The 18,201-nt window shown below is 69.1% G+C and carries 14 protein-coding genes; 9 read left to right on the forward strand and 5 right to left on the reverse strand.

Annotation, left to right across the window (positions count from 1 at the left end; genetic code table 11):
* Positions 1 to 46 precede the first annotated feature (46 nt).
* The 4 genes from M2163_RS02740 to M2163_RS02755 all read left to right on the forward strand — a co-directional run bounded on the left by M2163_RS02740 (position 47) and on the right by M2163_RS02755 (position 4,927).
* Positions 47 to 1,177 (forward strand): M20 family metallopeptidase, encoded by a 1,131-nt coding sequence (locus M2163_RS02740; protein ID WP_280893142.1) that lies wholly within the window; start codon positions 47 to 49, stop codon positions 1,175 to 1,177.
* Entirely contained in the window at positions 1,174 to 2,082 is a 909-nt protein-coding gene (locus M2163_RS02745) for a GNAT family N-acetyltransferase (RefSeq protein WP_280893000.1), read from the forward strand. The genes M2163_RS02740 and M2163_RS02745 overlap by 4 nt, the downstream gene beginning before the upstream one ends.
* On the forward strand, positions 2,079 to 3,185 hold the full coding sequence (gene menC / locus M2163_RS02750) for an o-succinylbenzoate synthase (protein ID WP_280893001.1): 1,107 nt from the start codon (positions 2,079 to 2,081) through the stop codon (positions 3,183 to 3,185). The genes M2163_RS02745 and menC overlap by 4 nt, the downstream gene beginning before the upstream one ends.
* A 95-nt stretch (positions 3,186 to 3,280) precedes the next feature.
* Complete coding sequence (locus M2163_RS02755; protein WP_280893002.1) at positions 3,281 to 4,927, forward strand: helix-turn-helix domain-containing protein; 1,647 nt, start codon at positions 3,281 to 3,283, stop codon at positions 4,925 to 4,927.
* Between the two features lie 532 nt (positions 4,928 to 5,459).
* On the opposite strand, the gene M2163_RS02760 is transcribed toward M2163_RS02755, so the two are convergent.
* From M2163_RS02760 to M2163_RS02775, 4 genes are all read right to left on the reverse strand, one after another.
* Positions 5,460 to 6,587, reverse strand: a complete 1,128-nt coding sequence (locus tag M2163_RS02760; protein WP_280893003.1) for an FAD-binding oxidoreductase — start codon at positions 6,585 to 6,587, stop codon at positions 5,460 to 5,462.
* Positions 6,588 to 6,744: 157 nt separating this feature from the next.
* A complete protein-coding gene (locus M2163_RS02765; RefSeq protein WP_280893004.1) occupies positions 6,745 to 7,443 on the reverse strand; it encodes an ATP-binding cassette domain-containing protein in 699 nt (232 codons plus the stop codon).
* Positions 7,440 to 10,253 carry a branched-chain amino acid ABC transporter permease/ATP-binding protein gene (locus M2163_RS02770; protein WP_280893005.1) on the reverse strand — a complete coding sequence of 938 codons (2,814 nt, stop codon included), beginning with the start codon at positions 10,251 to 10,253 and terminating at the stop codon, positions 7,440 to 7,442. The genes M2163_RS02765 and M2163_RS02770 overlap by 4 nt, the downstream gene beginning before the upstream one ends.
* A gap of 5 nt (positions 10,254 to 10,258) precedes the next feature.
* The gene (locus M2163_RS02775; protein ID WP_280893006.1) at positions 10,259 to 11,356 is read right to left on the reverse strand and encodes an ABC transporter substrate-binding protein; all 1,098 of its coding nucleotides are present in this window, start codon (positions 11,354 to 11,356) and stop codon (positions 10,259 to 10,261) included.
* Between the two features lie 654 nt (positions 11,357 to 12,010).
* Here M2163_RS02775 and M2163_RS02780 point away from each other — a divergent pair.
* Positions 12,011 to 12,220 (forward strand): hypothetical protein, encoded by a 210-nt coding sequence (locus M2163_RS02780; RefSeq protein ID WP_280893007.1) that lies wholly within the window; start codon positions 12,011 to 12,013, stop codon positions 12,218 to 12,220.
* A gap of 469 nt (positions 12,221 to 12,689) precedes the next feature.
* Positions 12,690 to 13,016: a MerR family transcriptional regulator gene (locus M2163_RS02785; protein ID WP_348541410.1), complete on the forward strand. Its 327-nt coding sequence runs from the start codon at positions 12,690 to 12,692 to the stop codon at positions 13,014 to 13,016.
* A gap of 532 nt (positions 13,017 to 13,548) precedes the next feature.
* On the opposite strand, the gene M2163_RS02790 is transcribed toward M2163_RS02785, so the two are convergent.
* Positions 13,549 to 14,505 carry a LysR family transcriptional regulator gene (locus M2163_RS02790; RefSeq protein ID WP_280854686.1) on the reverse strand — a complete coding sequence of 319 codons (957 nt, stop codon included), beginning with the start codon at positions 14,503 to 14,505 and terminating at the stop codon, positions 13,549 to 13,551.
* Between the two features lie 131 nt (positions 14,506 to 14,636).
* Between M2163_RS02790 and M2163_RS02795 the strand changes: the two genes are divergently transcribed.
* The 3 genes from M2163_RS02795 to M2163_RS02805 all read left to right on the forward strand — a co-directional run bounded on the left by M2163_RS02795 (position 14,637) and on the right by M2163_RS02805 (position 18,166).
* Positions 14,637 to 15,767: a tartrate dehydrogenase gene (locus tag M2163_RS02795; RefSeq protein WP_280854685.1), complete on the forward strand. Its 1,131-nt coding sequence runs from the start codon at positions 14,637 to 14,639 to the stop codon at positions 15,765 to 15,767.
* 91 nt (positions 15,768 to 15,858) lie between these two features.
* Positions 15,859 to 17,175, forward strand: coding sequence for an MFS transporter (locus M2163_RS02800; protein ID WP_280854684.1), 1,317 nt, complete (start codon positions 15,859 to 15,861; stop codon positions 17,173 to 17,175).
* A gap of 7 nt (positions 17,176 to 17,182) precedes the next feature.
* Positions 17,183 to 18,166, forward strand: coding sequence for an NAD(P)-dependent oxidoreductase (locus tag M2163_RS02805; RefSeq protein ID WP_280854683.1), 984 nt, complete (start codon positions 17,183 to 17,185; stop codon positions 18,164 to 18,166).
* Positions 18,167 to 18,201 lie beyond the last annotated feature (35 nt).

Consider the following 18,201-nt stretch of genomic DNA (forward strand, 5'->3'; position numbering starts at 1 on the left):
CGGCGCTCCTGTGCCGGTCGCCCGGTTCCAGGCGACACTGCCCGGCATGATCGACGACATCGGACGGTTGGTGCGCACCGAGTCGCCGTCGGCGGACCTCGCCGCGGTGGCCCGCAGCGCCAAGGTCGTCGCCGCTCTCGGTGCCCGCCATCTCGGAGCACCACCGGAGGTGATCGAACTCGACGGGCGCACCCACCTGCGCTGGCGGCTGGGGTCCGGGCCGCGGCGGGTGCTGCTGCTGGGGCACCATGACACCGTCTGGCCGCTCGGCTCACTCGCGACCCACCCCTTCTCCGTACGGAAGGGTGTGCTGCGCGGGCCTGGATGCTTCGACATGAAGACCGGACTGGTGATGGCGTTCCACGCGCTCGGTGCGCTCGATACGGTCGAGGGGGTGACCCTGCTCGTCACCGGCGACGAGGAACTCGGTTCCCCGTCTTCACGCGAGTTGATCGAGCAGGAAGCCTCCGCCTGCGACGCCGCCCTGGTCCTCGAAGCAGCCGCCGAGGGCGGGGCGCTGAAGACCGCGCGCAAGGGCGTCTCGCTGTACGAAGTACGGACCGGAGGCAGAGCCGCGCATGCCGGTCTGGAACCGGGCAAGGGGGTGAATGCCGCCGTCGAGGCCGCCCACCAACTCCTCGCGGTCGCCGCTCTCACCGACCACCGCCGTGGAACCACCGTCACCCCGACCGTGCTCGGTGCCGGTACGACCGCCAATACGGTGCCCGCAGCAGGCCGGTTCGCCGTGGATGTACGCGTACGGGACGTGGCGGAACAGGCCCGGGTGGATGCCGCGCTGAAGGCGCTGCGTCCCGTCCTCGACGGCGCGACGGTGGAGGTGACCGGCGGCCCCAACCGGCCCCCGCTGGAGCAGGAGGCCTCCGAGAGGCTCTATCGCACCGCCGAGAAGCTGGCCGGCCGCCTCGGACTCGCTCCCCTGACCGCGGCCGCGGTCGGCGGGGCCTCCGACGGAAACTTCACCGCCGGTGTCGGCACCCCCACCCTCGACGGCCTCGGAGCCGTCGGCGGCGGCGCGCACGCCGACCACGAGCATGTCCTGGTCGGCGAGCTGCCCTCCCGCACCGCCCTGCTCGCCGCCCTCGTACATGAGGTGCGCGGGACCGGCTTCCGCACACTGCACGAGGGTGCAGCGACGGCCGAAGGCAGCACGCGATGAGCGACACCCCCGCCTCCCTGGGGGGCGGATCGGCGGCGGCCGACGAGCGCATCGTTGCTGATGCGGAGGCTGCCGCGGAAGCGGCCGCACACGTCTCAGGGTGCCGGGTACGTCCGATCAGCGCCCTTTCGGACCTGGAGGGAGCCTGCGCACTCTTCGAGAGCATCTGGAAACCCGACGGCGAAAGCGCCTTGGCGACACCCGAGTTGCTCCGTGCGATGGACAAGGCCGGCAGCTATGTCGCGGCGGCCTTCGACACCACCCGGGACGACGAACTGGTCGCCGCCTGCATCGGTTTCTTCGGGCCCCCGGCCGCCAGCTCCCTGCACAGTCACATCGCCGGTGTGTCGGCCCGCATGCGCGGCCGCAGCGTCGGCTTCGCTCTCAAGGCGCACCAACGCGCATGGACGCTGCGGCACGGTGCGGCACAGGTGTCGTGGACGTTCGATCCGCTGGTGCGGCGCAACGCCTACTTCAACATCGGCAAGCTGGCCGCGCGGCCCGTGCAGTACCTGCAGGACTTCTACGGCCGTATGAATGACGGCATCAACGGCGGGGATGCCACCGACCGGCTCCTGGCGGAGTGGCACCTGGCAGCGCCCGACGTCGCCGCCGCCTGCCACGGCCGGCCACAGCACGCCAATGCCGGGGCGTGGCGCACCACCGACGCCGCGCTGGACATCACGGCCGACGGCCGCCCCGTCACCGGCCGCATCACCGGCGCGCGTACCCGGGTCGCCGTACCGGGGGACATCGAACAGCTCCGCCGCAGCGACCCGGCCTGCGCCGCCGCGTGGCGGTCCGCGCTTCGAGACGTGCTCAGCGGCCTGCTCACGGACGGCTGGCAGGTCGCGGGGTTCGACCGTGCCGGCTGGTATCTCCTCGAAAGACAGGACAGACAATGAAACTCACCGGCATCGAGATCCGGGAGATCAGGCTGCCGCTGGTGGCACCGTTCCGCACTTCCTTCGCCACCCTGACCGATCGCTCGGCGCTGCTGCTGCGTGCGGTGACCGCCGAGAGCGAGGGTTGGGGCGAGTGTGTGGCGATGGCCGATCCGTTGTACTCCTCCGAGTACGTCGCCGCCTGCTCCGATGTCCTGCGCCGTTTCCTCATCCCGGCCCTCGGCCGGTGGGAGCGCCTGGACGGCGCGGCGGTCAGCACCGCGTTGGCGCCGTTCCGTGGCCACCGGATGGCGAAGGCCGGCTTGGAGATGGCAGTCCTCGATGCCGAACTGCGGGCGCAGGGCGTGCCGTTGGCGCGTGAGCTGGGCGCCGTGCACGACCGGGTTCCTTGCGGGGTGTCGGTCGGCATCATGGAGTCGCTGCCGCAGCTCCTGGAAACGGTCGCCGGCTACCTCGACGAGGGCTATGTACGCATCAAGCTCAAGATCGAACCCGGGTGGGACATTGAGCCGGTCCGGGCCGTGCGGGAGAACTTCGGGGACGCCCTGCTCCTCCAGGTCGATGCCAACACCGCTTACACGCTTGCCGATACGCGGCATCTGGCCCGCCTCGATCCGTTCGACCTGCTCCTGATCGAACAGCCCTTGGAGGAGGAAGACCTCCTGGGGCACGCCCAACTCGCCAAGGCCATCACCACGCCGGTGTGCCTGGACGAGTCGATCACCTCCGCCCGCTCCGCAGCGGCCGCCATCACCCTCGGCGCGTGCAGTGTCGTCAACATCAAGCCCGGCCGAGTGGGCGGATATCTGGAGGCACGGCGCATCCATGACGTGTGCGCGGCACACGGCGTGCCCGTGTGGTGCGGCGGCATGCTGGAAACAGGCCTCGGCCGTGCGGCCAATGTGGCGCTCGCGGCCCTTCCCGGATTCACGCTGCCGGGAGACACCTCGGGTTCCGACCGGTATTACCGAACAGACATCACGGCACCCTTCATCCTCGACGACGGGCATCTGCCGGTCCCCGACGGTCCCGGGCTCGGCGTCACCCCCGACCCGGACATCCTGGACGAGGTCACGGTCGCGACCCACTGGGTGCCTCTGTAAGCCACGCTTGTCGCATACAACGAGCAGAAGGCACAATTCTGGGTAATGACGACGAACGACGTGGCCCCACCCCTTCTCCCGCCAGGGAGGGGGTGATGGCCGTGCAACCCCGCGCTGGTCTGTCGCGCGTCCTGGAAGATCTTGGCCCCACGCTGCTCGATCTGGTCTGCGGTGATCCCAGGCGCGCGGACGCGATCGGCGGCGTGGTGATCCATGACCCGCTGGACGAGCCCCTACTGCCCCGTCAGGCGCTGGTCCTCGGTGTCGGCGTGCAGGGGACGGCCGAGACCGCCCGGCTGCTCACGTCGCTGGGCGATGCCGGTGCGGCGGCGCTGATCGTCCGTTCGCCCGCCCCCGAAGATCCCACGGTCATCGAAGCCGCCGAACGCTCCGGCGTCGCCCTGCTCGCTCTCACCCGAGGAGCCTCCTGGGCACAGCTCGCCGTCCTGCTGCGCTCTCTGCTCGCGGAAGGTGACGTCGGGGAGGCAGGACCGCAGACCCTGGGCGGCACTCCGTCCGGGGACATGTTCGCCCTGGCCAACGCGGTGGCCGCGCTCCTGGATGCCCCCGTCACGATCGAGGACCGCAGCTCGCGTGTCCTGGCGTTCTCCGGCCGTCAGGACGAGGCCGACGACTCCCGGGTGGAAACCGTACTGGGACGGCAGGTGCCCGAACGTTTCACCCGCTTGTTGGAGGAACGCGGTGTCTTCCGCGACCTGTACCGCAGCGATCAGCCCATCCTGGTCGCGCCCATGCAGACGGGCGGGTTTCACATCCCCCGCGTCGCGATCGCGGTACGCGCGGGAGACGAGGTCCTCGGCTCCATCTGGGCCGCTGTGGACTCCGAACTCAGCCCACAGCGCATGCGGGCACTGCACGACGCGGCCAAGCTGGTCGCGCTGCACATGCTGCGGCTGCGTGCCGGCGCCGACGTGGAGCGGCGCCTGCGCGCCGACCTGCTCTCCACCGCGCTGGAGGGCGGCCCCGGGACGTCGGAGGCGCTGAGCCGCCTCGGCCTCACCGACTACGCGGGCGTAGTTCTTGCGCTCGCCGTACCCGACCCGCCCGCATCAGCCGGCTCGACCAGCCTGCACGCCCGGCACGCGGCCGAGCGCGAACGCCTCACCGACGCCTTCGCGATGCACCTCTCCGCAATCCACGCGCGCGCCGCGACCGCGTTGATCGGTGAGGTGGCATACGGGATCCTTCCCGTCTCGCAGCATCAGACCGACGCGGAGCAGTCGGCGGCCCGAGTCGCGTCGGACTTCCTCACCCGGGTCGGCGACCGGATGTCGCCCCTGATCGGCGTGGGCACGGTGGCCCGGAACCGCGGTGAGCTGGCCCGTTCCCGAAACGGCGCCGACCGGGCCCTGCGCGTACTGCGCGCAGGCGGTGGTCTACGGCGACTGGCCCACATCACGGACGTGCACGTCGAGGCGCTCCTCCTCGACCTGGCCGACCTGGCCGCCGAACGCGGCGACCTGCCGACGGGACCGCTGGCCCACCTGCTCGCCTACGACCAGCAGCACAACGCCAACCTGGTCGAGACGCTGCGGAGTTGGCTCAACAGTTTCGGCGATGTGCCCGCCGCCGCGAAGACCATGTACGTGCACCAGAACACCTTCCGCTACCGGCTGCGCCGCGTGGCCGAGGTCGCCGAGACCGATCTCGACGACCCCGAGAGCCGCTTCGCGCTGATGTTGCAGCTGCGCCTGCTCCGCCTGGGCGCCTCGGGGGGCTGACGTCTGGCCCGGCGCGGTGACCGGCTCCTTTTCACAGCCGCGCAGGCGGTCGTCGGTCAGGTCGCGGTGGTGGGCCCGCGTGGTGAACGCCGAGGAGGATCCCCAGGCTTTCGCGGGCGGCGACCGCCGCCAAACGCCGCACCGCCGGCGGGTGCGGATCGCGTCCTGCACGCACTTCAGCCGCAGCCCGCTCGCCGACGGTTCCGGCGAGGACGACACCGGCGGCTGTCTCACCTCGGCCGGTGCGCCAAGAGTCCGTCCGCCGACTCGCCGGGGCGTGGGCCGTGATGCAGATGGAGCTGCACACCCGGATGGTCGGCCACGCGAGAGCGGCCGATGTCCTGCTGCACCCGGTCCGCGAGCCAGTTGCCCCACGCCGTGCTGATGACCCGGGCCGCGCGCGCCCGCCCGGGTGTGGGAGAAGAGATGGCCGGCCCGGTCAGATAGCCCTGCGTCGTCCGCCTCGCGCCCCGTCAGGCAGACACCCGCCGCGTGGTGCGAGCGGCGGCCACACGCCGATGCGGACAAAGCCTCACGCCATGTGGTCACGCGACAGACGGTCGGGAGCGAGACCGGCCACGGGGACCCCGTACGCGGCTGTCTCCGGGGAAGGCGCTCCCTCGGCAACGATGTCAGCCGCCAGCCGGGCCAGCGCCGGCGCCATCTGGATGCCGTAACCGCCTTGCCCGGCAAGGAAGTAGAAGTCCTCGTGCGCGGACCACGCGCCGACCACAGGCTCGTGATCGTCGACGAAATTGCGCAGACCCGCCCACGCGCGCTGCACACTCCGCAACCCGAGCGTGGTCGTCTCCTCGATCGCTTCGAGCGCTCGGGCGATCTCCAGTTCGTCCGGGCGCGGCCGGCCGGGAGACACATCCGTGGCGTCCGCGGGCGAACCCAGCATCAGCCCCGCCTCCGGCTTGACGTACCACCGCTCACACGCGTCCACGGCCAACGGCAGTCCGGAGACGTCACCGCCGTAACGTGTCGGGCTGACGAACGCCGTGCGCCGCCTGGGCCGGATACCGACCGGGGGAACACCGGCGCGGTCGGCGACCTGATCCACCCACGCGCCCGCGGCGTTGACCACCTTCGCGCACCGGATGACGTGCTCACCGGCCGTGACGTGCCAGCCCTGGCCGTCCCGCTTGATGTCGCGCACCTCCGCGTTGAACAGCACGGTGGCGCCATGCTGTCGCAGTGTCCTGAAGTAGCTCTGGTGCAGGCCGGCGACATCCAGATCCGCAGCCGAACGGTCGACGGCGGCGGATCGGACCCGCTCGGCCCGCAGCGGCGGATAGAGGACGTGCGCCTGTCCCGGGGTGAGCGTCTCCATGTGCGGTGAGGTTCGCGTCAGCTCGGTTACGGCGTTCTCGCTCAGGTCGTCGGTCGCGAGCCAGAGCAGGGGCCGCAGCTGCAACAGCGGTACACCGTTCTCGGCTGCGATCGCGTCGTACAGCGGGCGGCTCGCTTCCGTGAGCGCGCGCACCCAAGCGCTGCCGTAGGAGGGCAGATACGCGGCAGCGGACCGGCCCGTGCTGTGCTCCTCCCCCGAGGCGGCCGCTTCCACCACCACGACCGACAACCGCTCGGACAACTCCGCAGCTATCGATGCACCGGCCATCCCGGCGCCGACAACCACAACATCACTGCTCAGCAAGAGATCTCCTTAGACAAGGGTCCCGCCCGGACGGCTCAGCACCCATCGGGGCGAGCAAACGCCTTCAGGCGGTGGGGAGTTGCACGTCGCAACTGCGACAGGAAACAGGATCAGGGACAAACGGCAAGGACACACGCTGCCACCGCGCGCAGCACATTCAGTGCGGCAGACTCACGTCGAAGTAGCTGTCGTGCAGGGCTTCCAGCTGCTCGGCAAGCTCCTCGGAGGTGCCCTGTGCGACCAGCTCACCGTGCCTGAGGACACAGGCGCGATCGGCGAAATGCAGCGCGTCCTGCACATGCTGCTCGACGAACAGGACGGCGACACCACGGTCGGCCGCGTCACGGACCAGCACGAGGAGCTGCTTCACGGCGACCGGGGACAGACCCATCGTCATCTCGTCGATGAGCAGGAGCCGGGGCTCTACGGAGAGGGCGCAGGCGACCGCGAGCAGCTGCTGCTCACCGCCGGAGAGCAGCCCGACGCGCCGGTCTGCGATGGCTTCGAGAACGGGGTAGCGGGGCAGAAGGTCCCGTGCGGCACGGCGGCTGTGGGTGCGCAGTTGCAGGTTCTCCCGGACCGTGAGCTGGGTGAACAGACCTCTGCCCTCACGCACGTAGCTCACCCCGAGTCCCGCCGCACGCTGGACCCCTCGCACCTGTTCTCCGCCGACTCGCACCGAACCGCCCAGCGGCTGCAGCACTCCCCCGACGGTCTCCAGCACGGTGGTCTTTCCGGCTCCGTTGGGGCCGAGCAGAGCGACGATCTCACCGGCCTGCACATCGAGGTCGAGGCCGCGTACCACGGGCACGCCGTTGCGTCCGGCGGTGAGTTCCTGCAACAGCAGCACGCTCATGGCTGCACCTCCTTCGAGACGGAATTGACGGGGCGCGTGTCACCGACGTACGCCGTCATCACGGCGGGGTCGCGACGAATGGCCTCGGGCGGGCCCTGCGCGATGACCTGACCGAAATCGAGCACCGTGACCTCGTCGCACATCTGCAGAACCAGCGACAGGTCGTGCTCGATCAGCACAACGGCGACGCCCGTGTCCGCGACGGCGCGCAGGTGCCGGCCCAGCTCGCGGCTCTCCGCGCTGTCCAGGCCCGCGGCGGGCTCGTCGCACAGGAGCACCGCGGGCCGTGCGGCCAGCGCCCTGGCGACTCCGACGAGCTTCTGCTGCCCGGTGCTCAGCTCGGCGGGGTGGCTGTCGGCTAGGTGCCCGATGCCGAGCAGTCGGAGGGCGGACATCGCGTCGTCCTTGGAAACCCTCGCACGACCCACCACATCGTTGATGAGATCTCCGGGGCTTCCCGGCTGCGCTGCCACGAGCAGGTTGTCCCGGACCGTCAGATCGAGGAACAGCTCCGTCGCCTGCCAGGTTCGGGCCAGCCCCGCGCCGAAGCGACGATGAGGAGGAAGGCGGCTGACGTCGGTTCCGCGCACCCGGACGGCGCCCTCGCTCACGCAGAAACCCGCGATCGCGTCCAGCGTGCTGGTCTTGCCGGCGCCGTTGGGGCCGATGAGGCCGTGCAGTTCGCCCGCTCGGACGACCAGCGACACGTCCTGCACGGCGCGCACCCCGCCGTACCTCACACTGACGCGCTCGACTTCAAGGGCCGGGCCGGACCTGCGCTCCGCGGCGGTCGGCGGCGTGGGCGCAAGCGCGTCCACGGAAGGAACGGCTGCCGCAGGAGTGTCCGCCGGCGCCGGCACCTTTCCGGCATGACCTGCCGGTCCGGTACGGCGGGCGAGCAGCTTGCGCAGGGCCTTGCCGTAGAAGCTGGCGGCACCTTCGGGGGCCACGATCGCCGTGCTGATCATGGTGAGGCCGCCGAGTATGTCGTACGCGGACCCCAGCGGCACCAGGCCGTCCAGCACGACGTACCACAGGCCGAAGGGCCCGATCAGACCCGCGAGCAGAGCCCCGCCCACGCTGGTGATGCCGCCGATGAAGGCGAAGATGAGGAAGCTGATGCCGGCGAGGTAATTGAAGCTCTCGATGGAGACGCTGCCGCGCGAGTACGCGAGCAGCGCTCCACCGACACCGGCGATGAAGCTCGACAGAGCGAATGCGATGAGCTTCGTCCGGGCGACGTCTACTCCGACCGCGGCGGCGGCCCGCTCATTGGAACGCACGGCAAGGAAACGACGTCCCGTGGTGCCGTTCAGAACACGGGAGACAAGCAGGCAGCACAGCACCAGCGCGGCGAGCACGGCATAGGTGAAGGGGAGCCGGGCCAGTTCGCTGGCCCGCTGCGCGGCCAGGTCCAGGCCGAACAGCTTCGGGTCCGCCAGCTCGGAACCGCCCGCGGAGATCTGCCGGAGGAACAGCGCTTCCACGGCCACAGCGCCGGCGAGGGTCACGACCGCGAGCTGGGCGCCACGGATACGCAACGCCGGCGCGCCCATCACCACGCCCACGAGAGTGGCGGTCAGCGCCGACAACAGCACACTGACGGGGAAGGGCAGCCCGTCCGTGGCCCGGGCCAGGGTGAACGCGGAGACCCCGGCGATGGCGGCCTGTCCCAGGGAGACCTGACCCACGAGGCCGACCAGGACGACGTAGCTGAGGGCGATGACCGCGAACACCATGCTGGCTATCAGTCCATTGCGCTGCGCCTGCCCGAGCAGCGGCGCCAGCAGCGCCACGGCCGCCGTGCCGATCAGCACCCACTTCAGCCGCAACGGCCGCCGCACGACCGCGGGCAGGCGCGAGAGCACCAGCTCACCGCGGCGAGGAAGCTTCTTGCCGAGCAGGACGAGCGCGATGACGATCACGACGAACGGGATCGCGTCGGTCGTACCGCTGGGGAGGCTACGGGGCCACCACGACTGCAGTTGCATGAACGAGAGCTCGCTCTGCAGCACGCCCAGGCCGAGCCCCGCCACCGCGGCGACCGCGACCGAGGAGAGCCGCGCGACCAGCAGTGCCGCAAGGCCAGGTACGACCAGCGTTCCGATGCTCGCGGGATTGAGTCCGGTGATCGGGCTCGCGAGCAGGAGGAAGAGTGACGTCACCCCACTCCCCAGCGCCCAGTTGAGACTCGCGAGGCGGTTCGGGGACCAGCGCGCGAGCAGAAGCGCGACTTCGTCCTCCACGCCTGCCCGGGTCGCGAGTCCGGCCATGGACCAGCGGTAGTAAGCGACGAGCGCGCAGGAGACAACCACCGTGATCCCCAGCAACCACAGGCGGTCCAGAGGCAGTTCCACACCGGCGAACCGGAGACTGTCCGACCCGAGCACCGAGTCGACGACCCGGGAGCCGGAACCGAACCGCCGCACGAGCAAGCTCTGCAGCAAGGTCAGGATCCCGACCGAGGCCATGATCTTTGACAGTGCCGGAGCGTTCCGCAGCGGTCTGAAGACGAGGACGTGGACGAGTGCGCCGAGCGCCGCGCTGGACAGCAGACCCACGGCGACCGCCACGGGAAGGGGTGTGCTGGTGCCCAGGTGGACGCGCCCCGGGATCACCAGCACGGGCAGTACCAGATCTCCGGTCTTGCGGAGTTCGTCGAAGACGAATGCACCCCACAGGCCCAGGCTCGCCTGCGCGAAGTTCACCACGCCGGAGCCCTTGTAGACCGTGACAAGGCCCATCCCGAGGCCGGCGAACACCGCACCGGCGCCCATCCCGAGCAGGGCGAAGAGCAGATACTGGTCCATCGCGGTCAGCCCTTGGTGATGTCGAGGAAGCCGCCGGTGAGGACCTTCTGCTTGCCGCCCGGCAGGACCTTCAGTGAGACGATCGAGCTACCGCAGCTCTCCTTCGGCAGCGGACGCGCGGAGCAGTCCACGGGGGCGCCGAGGAACACGTCGCCCTTGTAGGTCGCCAGTGCGCTCTTCACCGTGTCAGCGGTGATCTTGCCGTTGATGCCCTTGAGGACATCGGTCAGGGTCATGATGTCGGCGAACCCGTAGGTCGCGAACGAGTCGATCTTGTCTGTGGCGCCGGCCGCGGTCATCTGCTTGACGTAGAGGTCGATCTGCGCCTGCTTGCCCTTGGGTGCGGTGTCCCTGGAGTTGGCGGGCAGAAGGTACTGCTGCGTGTAGACCCCCTCCGCCTGCGAACCGAGGGTCTTGATGAACTGCGTGCAGCTGCCCGCGAAGATGGGCTTGTCCCATCCGAGCTGCCGGGCGGTCTTGATGCCGTTCGTGCAGTCGCCCTCGGCACCGGAGAAGTAGATCGCGTCGGCGCCCTTCTCCTTCGCGGCGGTGACGGCGGCCGCGAAGTCGGGTGAGGCGGGGTTGTTGAGCGTGTAGCTGAGGTCGAGCCCGGCGGCCTTCGCGCTCGGTACCACGGTCGTGTCCAGGATCTTCTTGTACGCCGGGCCCGCGTCCACACCGATCATGATCGGCTTCCGGGCCCCTGCTTGCCTCATCACCTTCCAGAAGCCGTTCCACGTCAGTGACGCCGGCGGGGTCGTGAAGGTCACAGAGGGATCGCTGGCCAGCGCCGTTCCGGACGAAGAGACCCCGAAGATCGGGATGCCGGCCTCCTTGAACGGCTTCAAGAGTGCGTCGGCGCCGAGTTCGACGCCGAGCACGGCTACGGAAACCTTTTTGGCGATGAGGTCGTTGGCACACTTGCCGGCGCTCTCCGGAGCTCCGGTGGTCGAGCAGGTGATGAGCTCGATCGGTCTGCCGTTCACGCCGTCGTGAGTGTTGACGTAGCTGCTCGCAGCGTCTGCCGCGACCCTGACCTCGGGAAATGACAGGCCGCCCTGGCCGGTGTTGATGAACCCGACGAGGATGGGAGGGCCGGTCACAGGCTTGCCCCCGTCCGAGCCACTCGCGACGGAGGGCGCCTCCTTGTCGCCGCACCCGGCCAGGGCGAGGAGACCAGCGGTCGCAAGGACTGCGAGCCGAGATCCGCGAGTGATGGTGGTTGTTCGCATGAGCGCTCCGGAGTGAGGGCCGGCTCGTGTCGCCGGGGAGTCTGAGGGTTCCTCTGGGCACAACGTGGAAGATCGATCGTGCGGGGGCCTGTGGTGGCAGATCGTTGATCGGGCCACGAGTGGGTGCGCGTCCTGTGGCGCGATGCCGACGGTGTTGGTGCGTCAACGTATGGGACAGAACGATGGAGGTCTTTCGACAGATGTCACGATCTGTGCCCTCATGCCTCGACAGCTCGACAATGCGTCGGGCGTCCGGCGCATGATGCGTCCGCGATGCGCTGCGTCGGATCACGGCTGTCCGCACAGCGGTCGGCGTGGCCCCACAGGCCCTCCACCCGCACGTCTGCTGCCTGCGGAGGGGCGCGCTCGACGACGCCTCAAGAGGTCGTTTTCTCTCGTAGGTCGGTCATGATCAGATGGACCGTGGCCTCGGAACGGTGCGGTGGGGTTCGTGATCGCGGACCAGGCGACGGAGCAGCAATCAGCCAGCCGTGTCGAAGTGAGTCCCCCGCTCCCGGGGGCACGTTGCACGATGTCAACGTCAATGCCGAGATCCGGGGCATCCTCGACGAAGTTCTTGCCGTAATCGCTGTCGACCGGACCATGCGCATGCCGGGCTGGGCGGCGTCGACCTGGTCAACATGGTGGGTGCCGGGCCGCGGTGACCAGCACCGCGAGCAGGAGGCCGAGCATGTCGGTCACGATGCTGCGCTTCCTGCCCCCACGGTGCACTGACGGCCAGGCAGACGGCCTGGGAATTCCCATGACAGTGGCCTGGTCACCTCATGACAACCCGGTCCCACCCGGTGCGGACAGCCGCGGCCACCGCTCCCGTCTCCGCCGTCGGGGCGCCAAGGCGGCCAGCGCCGGGCCAGTCAACCTTCGAGCCGGTCGCCGGAGCCTCAGCACAGCCGAGCACGCGTCAACGGGTGACAGCGCGCAGCGCAGCCGAGGGGAGCACAAGGATCGAGAATCGCCCGCGCCCCCGGGCATGCGGATACCTGGGCGACGGCAGATCGTGCGGACGAGACCCGCGACTCCCTGAACCGGACATCGTCCCACCCGGGTCTGCTCACAACCCTGGAACGGCATCCCGGTCTCGCCGCCACCGCCCGTTGAGCGCCCACGCACAGCAGACGCCTGGCAAAGACAACCCTCCGAAGGGAATCATCACTTAGGTCTTCTCGGCAACCTGATGGTTGCAGTGAGTGACGACACGTTGGGCGAGGAGCAGGATCTCCTTGACGCCAGCCGCAGCTCCGGCGGGCAGCGGCACTACCCAGACAGCGCGGTCGCCCGGGTCAGGCTGATCCAGCAGCTCTACGCTGCGGGCCCGCCGAGCAGAACCGTCCGCCAGGTGCTTCCGTGCGTGGACTCGGGTGAAGTGACCCCGGCCCTGCTGGAGCAGTCGGCCGCAGAGCGTGACCGTATCGACCAGCAGATCACCGGCCCGCTGAGCGTGCGCGAGCGGCTCGACGACGTGATCGTCGCGGCGAAGAACCCCGCCCCTGACTGCAGCCGCGCGCACTGAGAAGGATTGAGGTCTTCTCGGCTACGTGACCGGTTACGGTGCGTGATGACACGCTGGTCGACGCGACAATGACCCGGCGTCAGGTATGCGTGAAGCCCCTCGTCCTGCTCCAGCTCGAACATGGCCGCACCGCCTGAACGAAGATCCCAAAACATCACGAGACGTTGCCGAGAAGGGCGACGCCGTCCCCACGGTCGATGCCGCTCAGGTCCAAGCCTGCTCGGCAAGGCCGCGGCCGGGCTCGCGGGCACCTCGAATCCTCCATGGCGCCGCTGTTCGACAAGCTCATCGATATCGCCGGAACGTGCTCCCCACGGTCCGTGCCCTGCTTCAACACAGGACCGGGCACCACCGTGGACACGGTACGGCGCTGGTGGCCACAGACCACCTCGGAATGGCTCCAGCGCACCGAGCTTGAGCCAACGCCCTGTCCGGCCCAGATCAGCGGCGTACCCGCGAACGTGCTGGCGCGGGCACTGCTGACCGCTGTCGAGGAACTGCGGCGATCTCCCGTCGGGCGGCGCCGTGGGCGCTAGTGAGGCGGGTCAACAGAGCTCAGACGCTTCGACAGGCCCGCGGAGAGATGGTCGATGAACTGGGCGGCCCGCTGCGAAAGGTGTTCGTCGCCTCCGTGCAACGCGTAGATGTCAGCGGCGGGTGTCGGAATGTGCGGCAGTACCCGGACGAGGTCGCCCCGTTCGAGATACGGCCTGACGTGCCATTCCGAACGCATGATCACCCCTCGCCCCTGAAGCGCCCAGTCCGTCACCACATATCCGTCGTTGCTCGCCAGGCTGCCGTGTACGCGCATCTGCCGGGGATGAGCCGTGTCGCCGAAGCGCCAGAGCGCGTAGTCGCTCTCCTTCTCACGCAACACGATGCAGTTGTGCCGGGCCAGATCGTCGATGCTCTCGGGGACGCCGCGTTCAGCGAGGTAGGACGGTGCCGCACAGGGCACGCGGCGGTTCGCGGCCAGACGTCGCATGCGCAGCGACGAATCGGGAGGCATGCCCACATGGACAGCCACGTCGAAGGTGCGTCGGTGGGGACGCAGCGGAAGCTCAGAGGTCTGCAGTCGTACACGCAGGTGAGGGTGGGCTGCACCGAACTCGCCCAGCAGCGGGGCCACATGAGCCCGCCCCAGGCCCAGAGTGGCCTCGACGACCAGCAACCCGCGCAGGTCCGCGGATTGATCGGCCAGTGAGTCCTCCAGGTCCCGGACCTGGTCAAGAATCGCCTGGCTGCGTGCCGCGTATCGCTCACCTTCCGAGGTCAGTACGAGCCGACGGGCACCGCGCTGGACGAGTCGGGCGTCCAGACGGCGTTCCAGCGCGCTGAGGCGTTTGCTGACAGCCGACAGGGAACAGCCCAGCTCGCGCGATGCGGCGGTCAGGGTCTCGTTCGAGGCGACGACCTGAAAAAACCACAGGTCATCCATCGAGGAGTGTCGCACGTCGGCCGGCTGCCCAGCCCAGCGGAGGCTTGCCATGGACGAAAGGCTACCTTGCCTTACGCAGTCTTGTTCCGGCTGTTGGTGCTGCCCAAAGTGGGTCCACCCCGTTGCTCCGCCCACTGCTGGAGCACTGGACTTCCCGTTGGCCCGGACTGAGGAGCGGATTCGTGCCGCGCATTTACCGCATTGCCGCCATCCCCGGTGACGGGATCGGATCCGAGGTCGTCCCGCAGGGCCTGCGCTGCCTGCGAGCGGTCGCCGACCTGTACGGATTCGGCCTGGAGGTCGTCGAGTTCGACTTCGCAAGCGCGGATTACTGGCAGCGTCACGGCGTGATGCTCCCCTCCGACTGGAAGAGCGTGCTGGGCTCGTTCGACGCGATCTACTTCGGCGCGGTCGGCTGGCCCGAAGTGGTCCCCGATCACGTGTCGCTGTGGGGAAGCCTGCTGCAGATGCGCCGCGGCTTCGACCAGTACGTCAATCTGCGGCCGGTCAGGCTGCTGCGCGGGGTCCGCAGTCCTCTGCGTGATCACCTGCCCGGCGACATCGACTTCCTGGTCGTCCGGGAGAACACCGAGGGCGAGTACTCCAGCATCGGCGGTCGGATCTTCGAAGGCACTGAGCGGGAAACCGTTCTGCAGGAGACCGTGATGACCCGAACCGGCGTCGACCGCGTGCTGCGCTACGCCTTCGAGCTGGCTGCCTCTCGCCCGACCCCGCACCTGACCTGGGCGACCAAGAGCAACGGCATAGCGATCTCCATGCCGTACTGGGACGAGCGGGCGGCCGAGATGGCCGCACAGTATCCGCACGTCGCCGCCGACAAGGAGCACATCGACATCCTCTCGGCCAACTTCGTCCTGCGGCCCCAGCATTACGACGTCGTGGTGGCCAGCAACCTGTTCGGAGACATACTCTCCGACCTCGGCCCGGCCGTTACGGGCACCATCGGTATCGCCCCCAGTGCCAACATCAACCCTGAGGGCACGTACCCCAGCCTCTTCGAACCGGTCCATGGTTCGGCACCGGACATCGCCGGGCTCGGCGTGGCCAACCCCGTCGGACAGATCTGGAGCGGCGCGATGATGCTCGACCACCTGGGCGAACACGCCGCCGCCGCACGAATGGTGACCGCGATCGAAGAGGTCCTGGACAAGCAGCCCGAGGTCCTGACCCCCGACCTGGGCGGGTCCGGCACCACGGAGGGCCTTGGGGCAGCGATCGCGGACCGCATCGCCACGCACCCGCCGGCGAACGCGAACGAAAAGCTCGGCAACGAGACGCGTACCACGGCCTGAGACGCCGGACGTCCTGTAATCACGCATCGGTGCGACACGCATCTCATTCACCAGCCTCCTCCCTGAGTGGAGGCACGAAGGGGGGAAGCTCATGAGGACGATGTCACCAGGGCAGCACCAGGGGACCTGGCGCATCACACTCCTGGCCGCCCTCGCGGTGTTCGCGCAGGAATCGACCTGGAACTTCTACGAGTCCCAAGTGCCTCCCATGCTCAGGGAGCACATCTCCAGCGCAGCGGTGGTCGGCATGCTGATGGGCATGGACAACCTGCTGGGCATCTTCATCCAGCCCTGGATGGGCAACAGGTCCGACCACACCAGGACCGCTTGGGGCCGGCGGATGCCCTACCTCGTGGTCGGCATGCCGGTCGCGGCAGGGCTGTTCATCCTTCTTCCGCACGCGGCGGCCTCCCTGCCCCTCCTGATCCTGGTGATGTTCTCCTACGCGGTGGTCGCCAACGCCTTCAAACCGATCGCCGAAGCGCTGGTGCCCGACTTCATCGCGCCTGAACGCCGGAGCCGTGCCAATGCGACGGTGAAAATTGCGACAAGCTTCACAACCATCGCCGCAGCGGTCATCAGCCTCCTCTTGGTCGACGACCACCCCAAGATCGCCTTCGCCATCCCCGCGGTCATCATGCTGATCTCCGTGGCCGTGCTCGCCGCCACCGTGCGCGACAGCCACTCACCCGCCTACCAGGCCGCGGTGGCGGAAAGCGAGTCCCGCTCGGAGGACGCAACCAAGCGGCGGCGGGTTCGCGACACGCTCAAGGAGATCGTGCGGGACAGCGATCGCAGCCGCTTGCTCCTCCTGGCCGCGATCCTCCTGTTCGGCAGCGCATGGTCTGCCTCCCGCTCGCTGATCACTCCCTTCGGGATGGAGACGCTCGGCCTGTCGCGCGGCGATGCCGGTGGCCTGACACTGCCCAGCGGTTTCACCTTCATCGCAGCGGCCTATCCGGCAGCGCTTCTCGCCGAGCGCTTCGGACGACTGCGCGTCATCGCGGGAGGCATGACAGTCTTCGCCGCGGCACTGGTGCTGGGCACTTTCCTGCGGACCGCGACCGGCGTCACCGTGGCGCTGTGCATAGGCGCGGCCGGGGCGGCCTGCTTCCTCGTGAACGCGGCCGTGGTCCTGTGGAACCTCGCCCCTTCCGCTCAGGTCTTCGGGACCTACGCGGGCATGTACAGCATCAGCTGGGCCAGCGGCGGCTTCGTGGGCCCCACCCTGGTCGGCGCCATGGTCGATGGCACAGGCTGGCCTTTGATGCTCATCGACATCGCCTTGATCGCCGCTGTCGCCATCGCTCTCGTCATACGGATCGACATAGGACGATGGCTCCTGGCCCGGACCCGTACTCATGACGGCCAAACCAGCCGCGCAGACGAAAAGGCAGTGACAGAATGAGGAACCCGTGCCGCACATCCTGATCACCACCGACTACCTGCGCCCTGGGGACGAGGTCGACCGCTACCTGCGTACGCGTGGCCACACAACCGTGCACACCTCCCTCGCCGGAGTGCGGGACCCTGAACGGATCGCCGAAGCCTATGCCGGCGCCGATGCGGCCCTCGTCGGCCACGAACCTCTGACTGCCGATGTCCTGCGCCGGGCGCAGCAGTTGCGTGTCATCGTGCGCACCGGCGTGGGATACGACGCCATCGACGTGGCAGCCGCTGGAAAACTGGGGATCACGGTGAGCAACCTGCCCGGGATCAACGCCAACGCGGTCGCCGAGTACACCCTGGGCCTGCTGCTGGCCTCGGCACGGCGACTGGTGCACAGCGCGACAGCGGTCGCCCAGGGTGCCTGGCCTCGCCAGCACGGCCGTGAACTGCGCGGAGCCACACTCGGCCTGCTCGGCTACGGCGCGGCAGCGCGGGCCGTCGTACCGCTGGCCCAGGCATTCGGCATGCGCGTGCTCTGCACGACCGGTGTCCCGCGCGCCGAACAGGCCGATGCCACCGTGCATTTCGTGGGGCTTCCCGAACTGCTGGCCGAAGCCGACTACGTGTCGGTGCACACGGCGCTCACCGAGCGGTCCCGCGGCCTGCTGGGCGCTGAGGCATTCCGCGCGATGAAACCGACCGCCGTATTGATCAACACCGCTCGTGGAGCCATCGTCGACGAACACGCTCTGGCCGAGGCCGTGCGCACCGGGCAGATCGCCGGTGCGGCATTGGACGTGACCGTCCAGGAACCACTCCCCTCCGACAGCCCGCTGCGCGGTGTGGACGGCATCGTCGTCTATTCGCACATGGCCGGTCAGACGGACCAAGCCCGTGCGGCAGCCGCTTCGGAAGGGGCCGACGAGCTTCTCGCGGCGCTCGCCGGGCGCCCGCGCTTCGCGGTGAACACCCCTCACCTGGCCGGCCCGCCCGCCAAGCGGACCGGCTGAACCAACCACCCACCCTGACACGACCAGACGCCAGA

This window comes from Streptomyces sp. SAI-135 (genome assembly GCF_029893805.1).
Classification (GTDB): Bacteria; Actinomycetota; Actinomycetes; order Streptomycetales; family Streptomycetaceae; genus Streptomyces.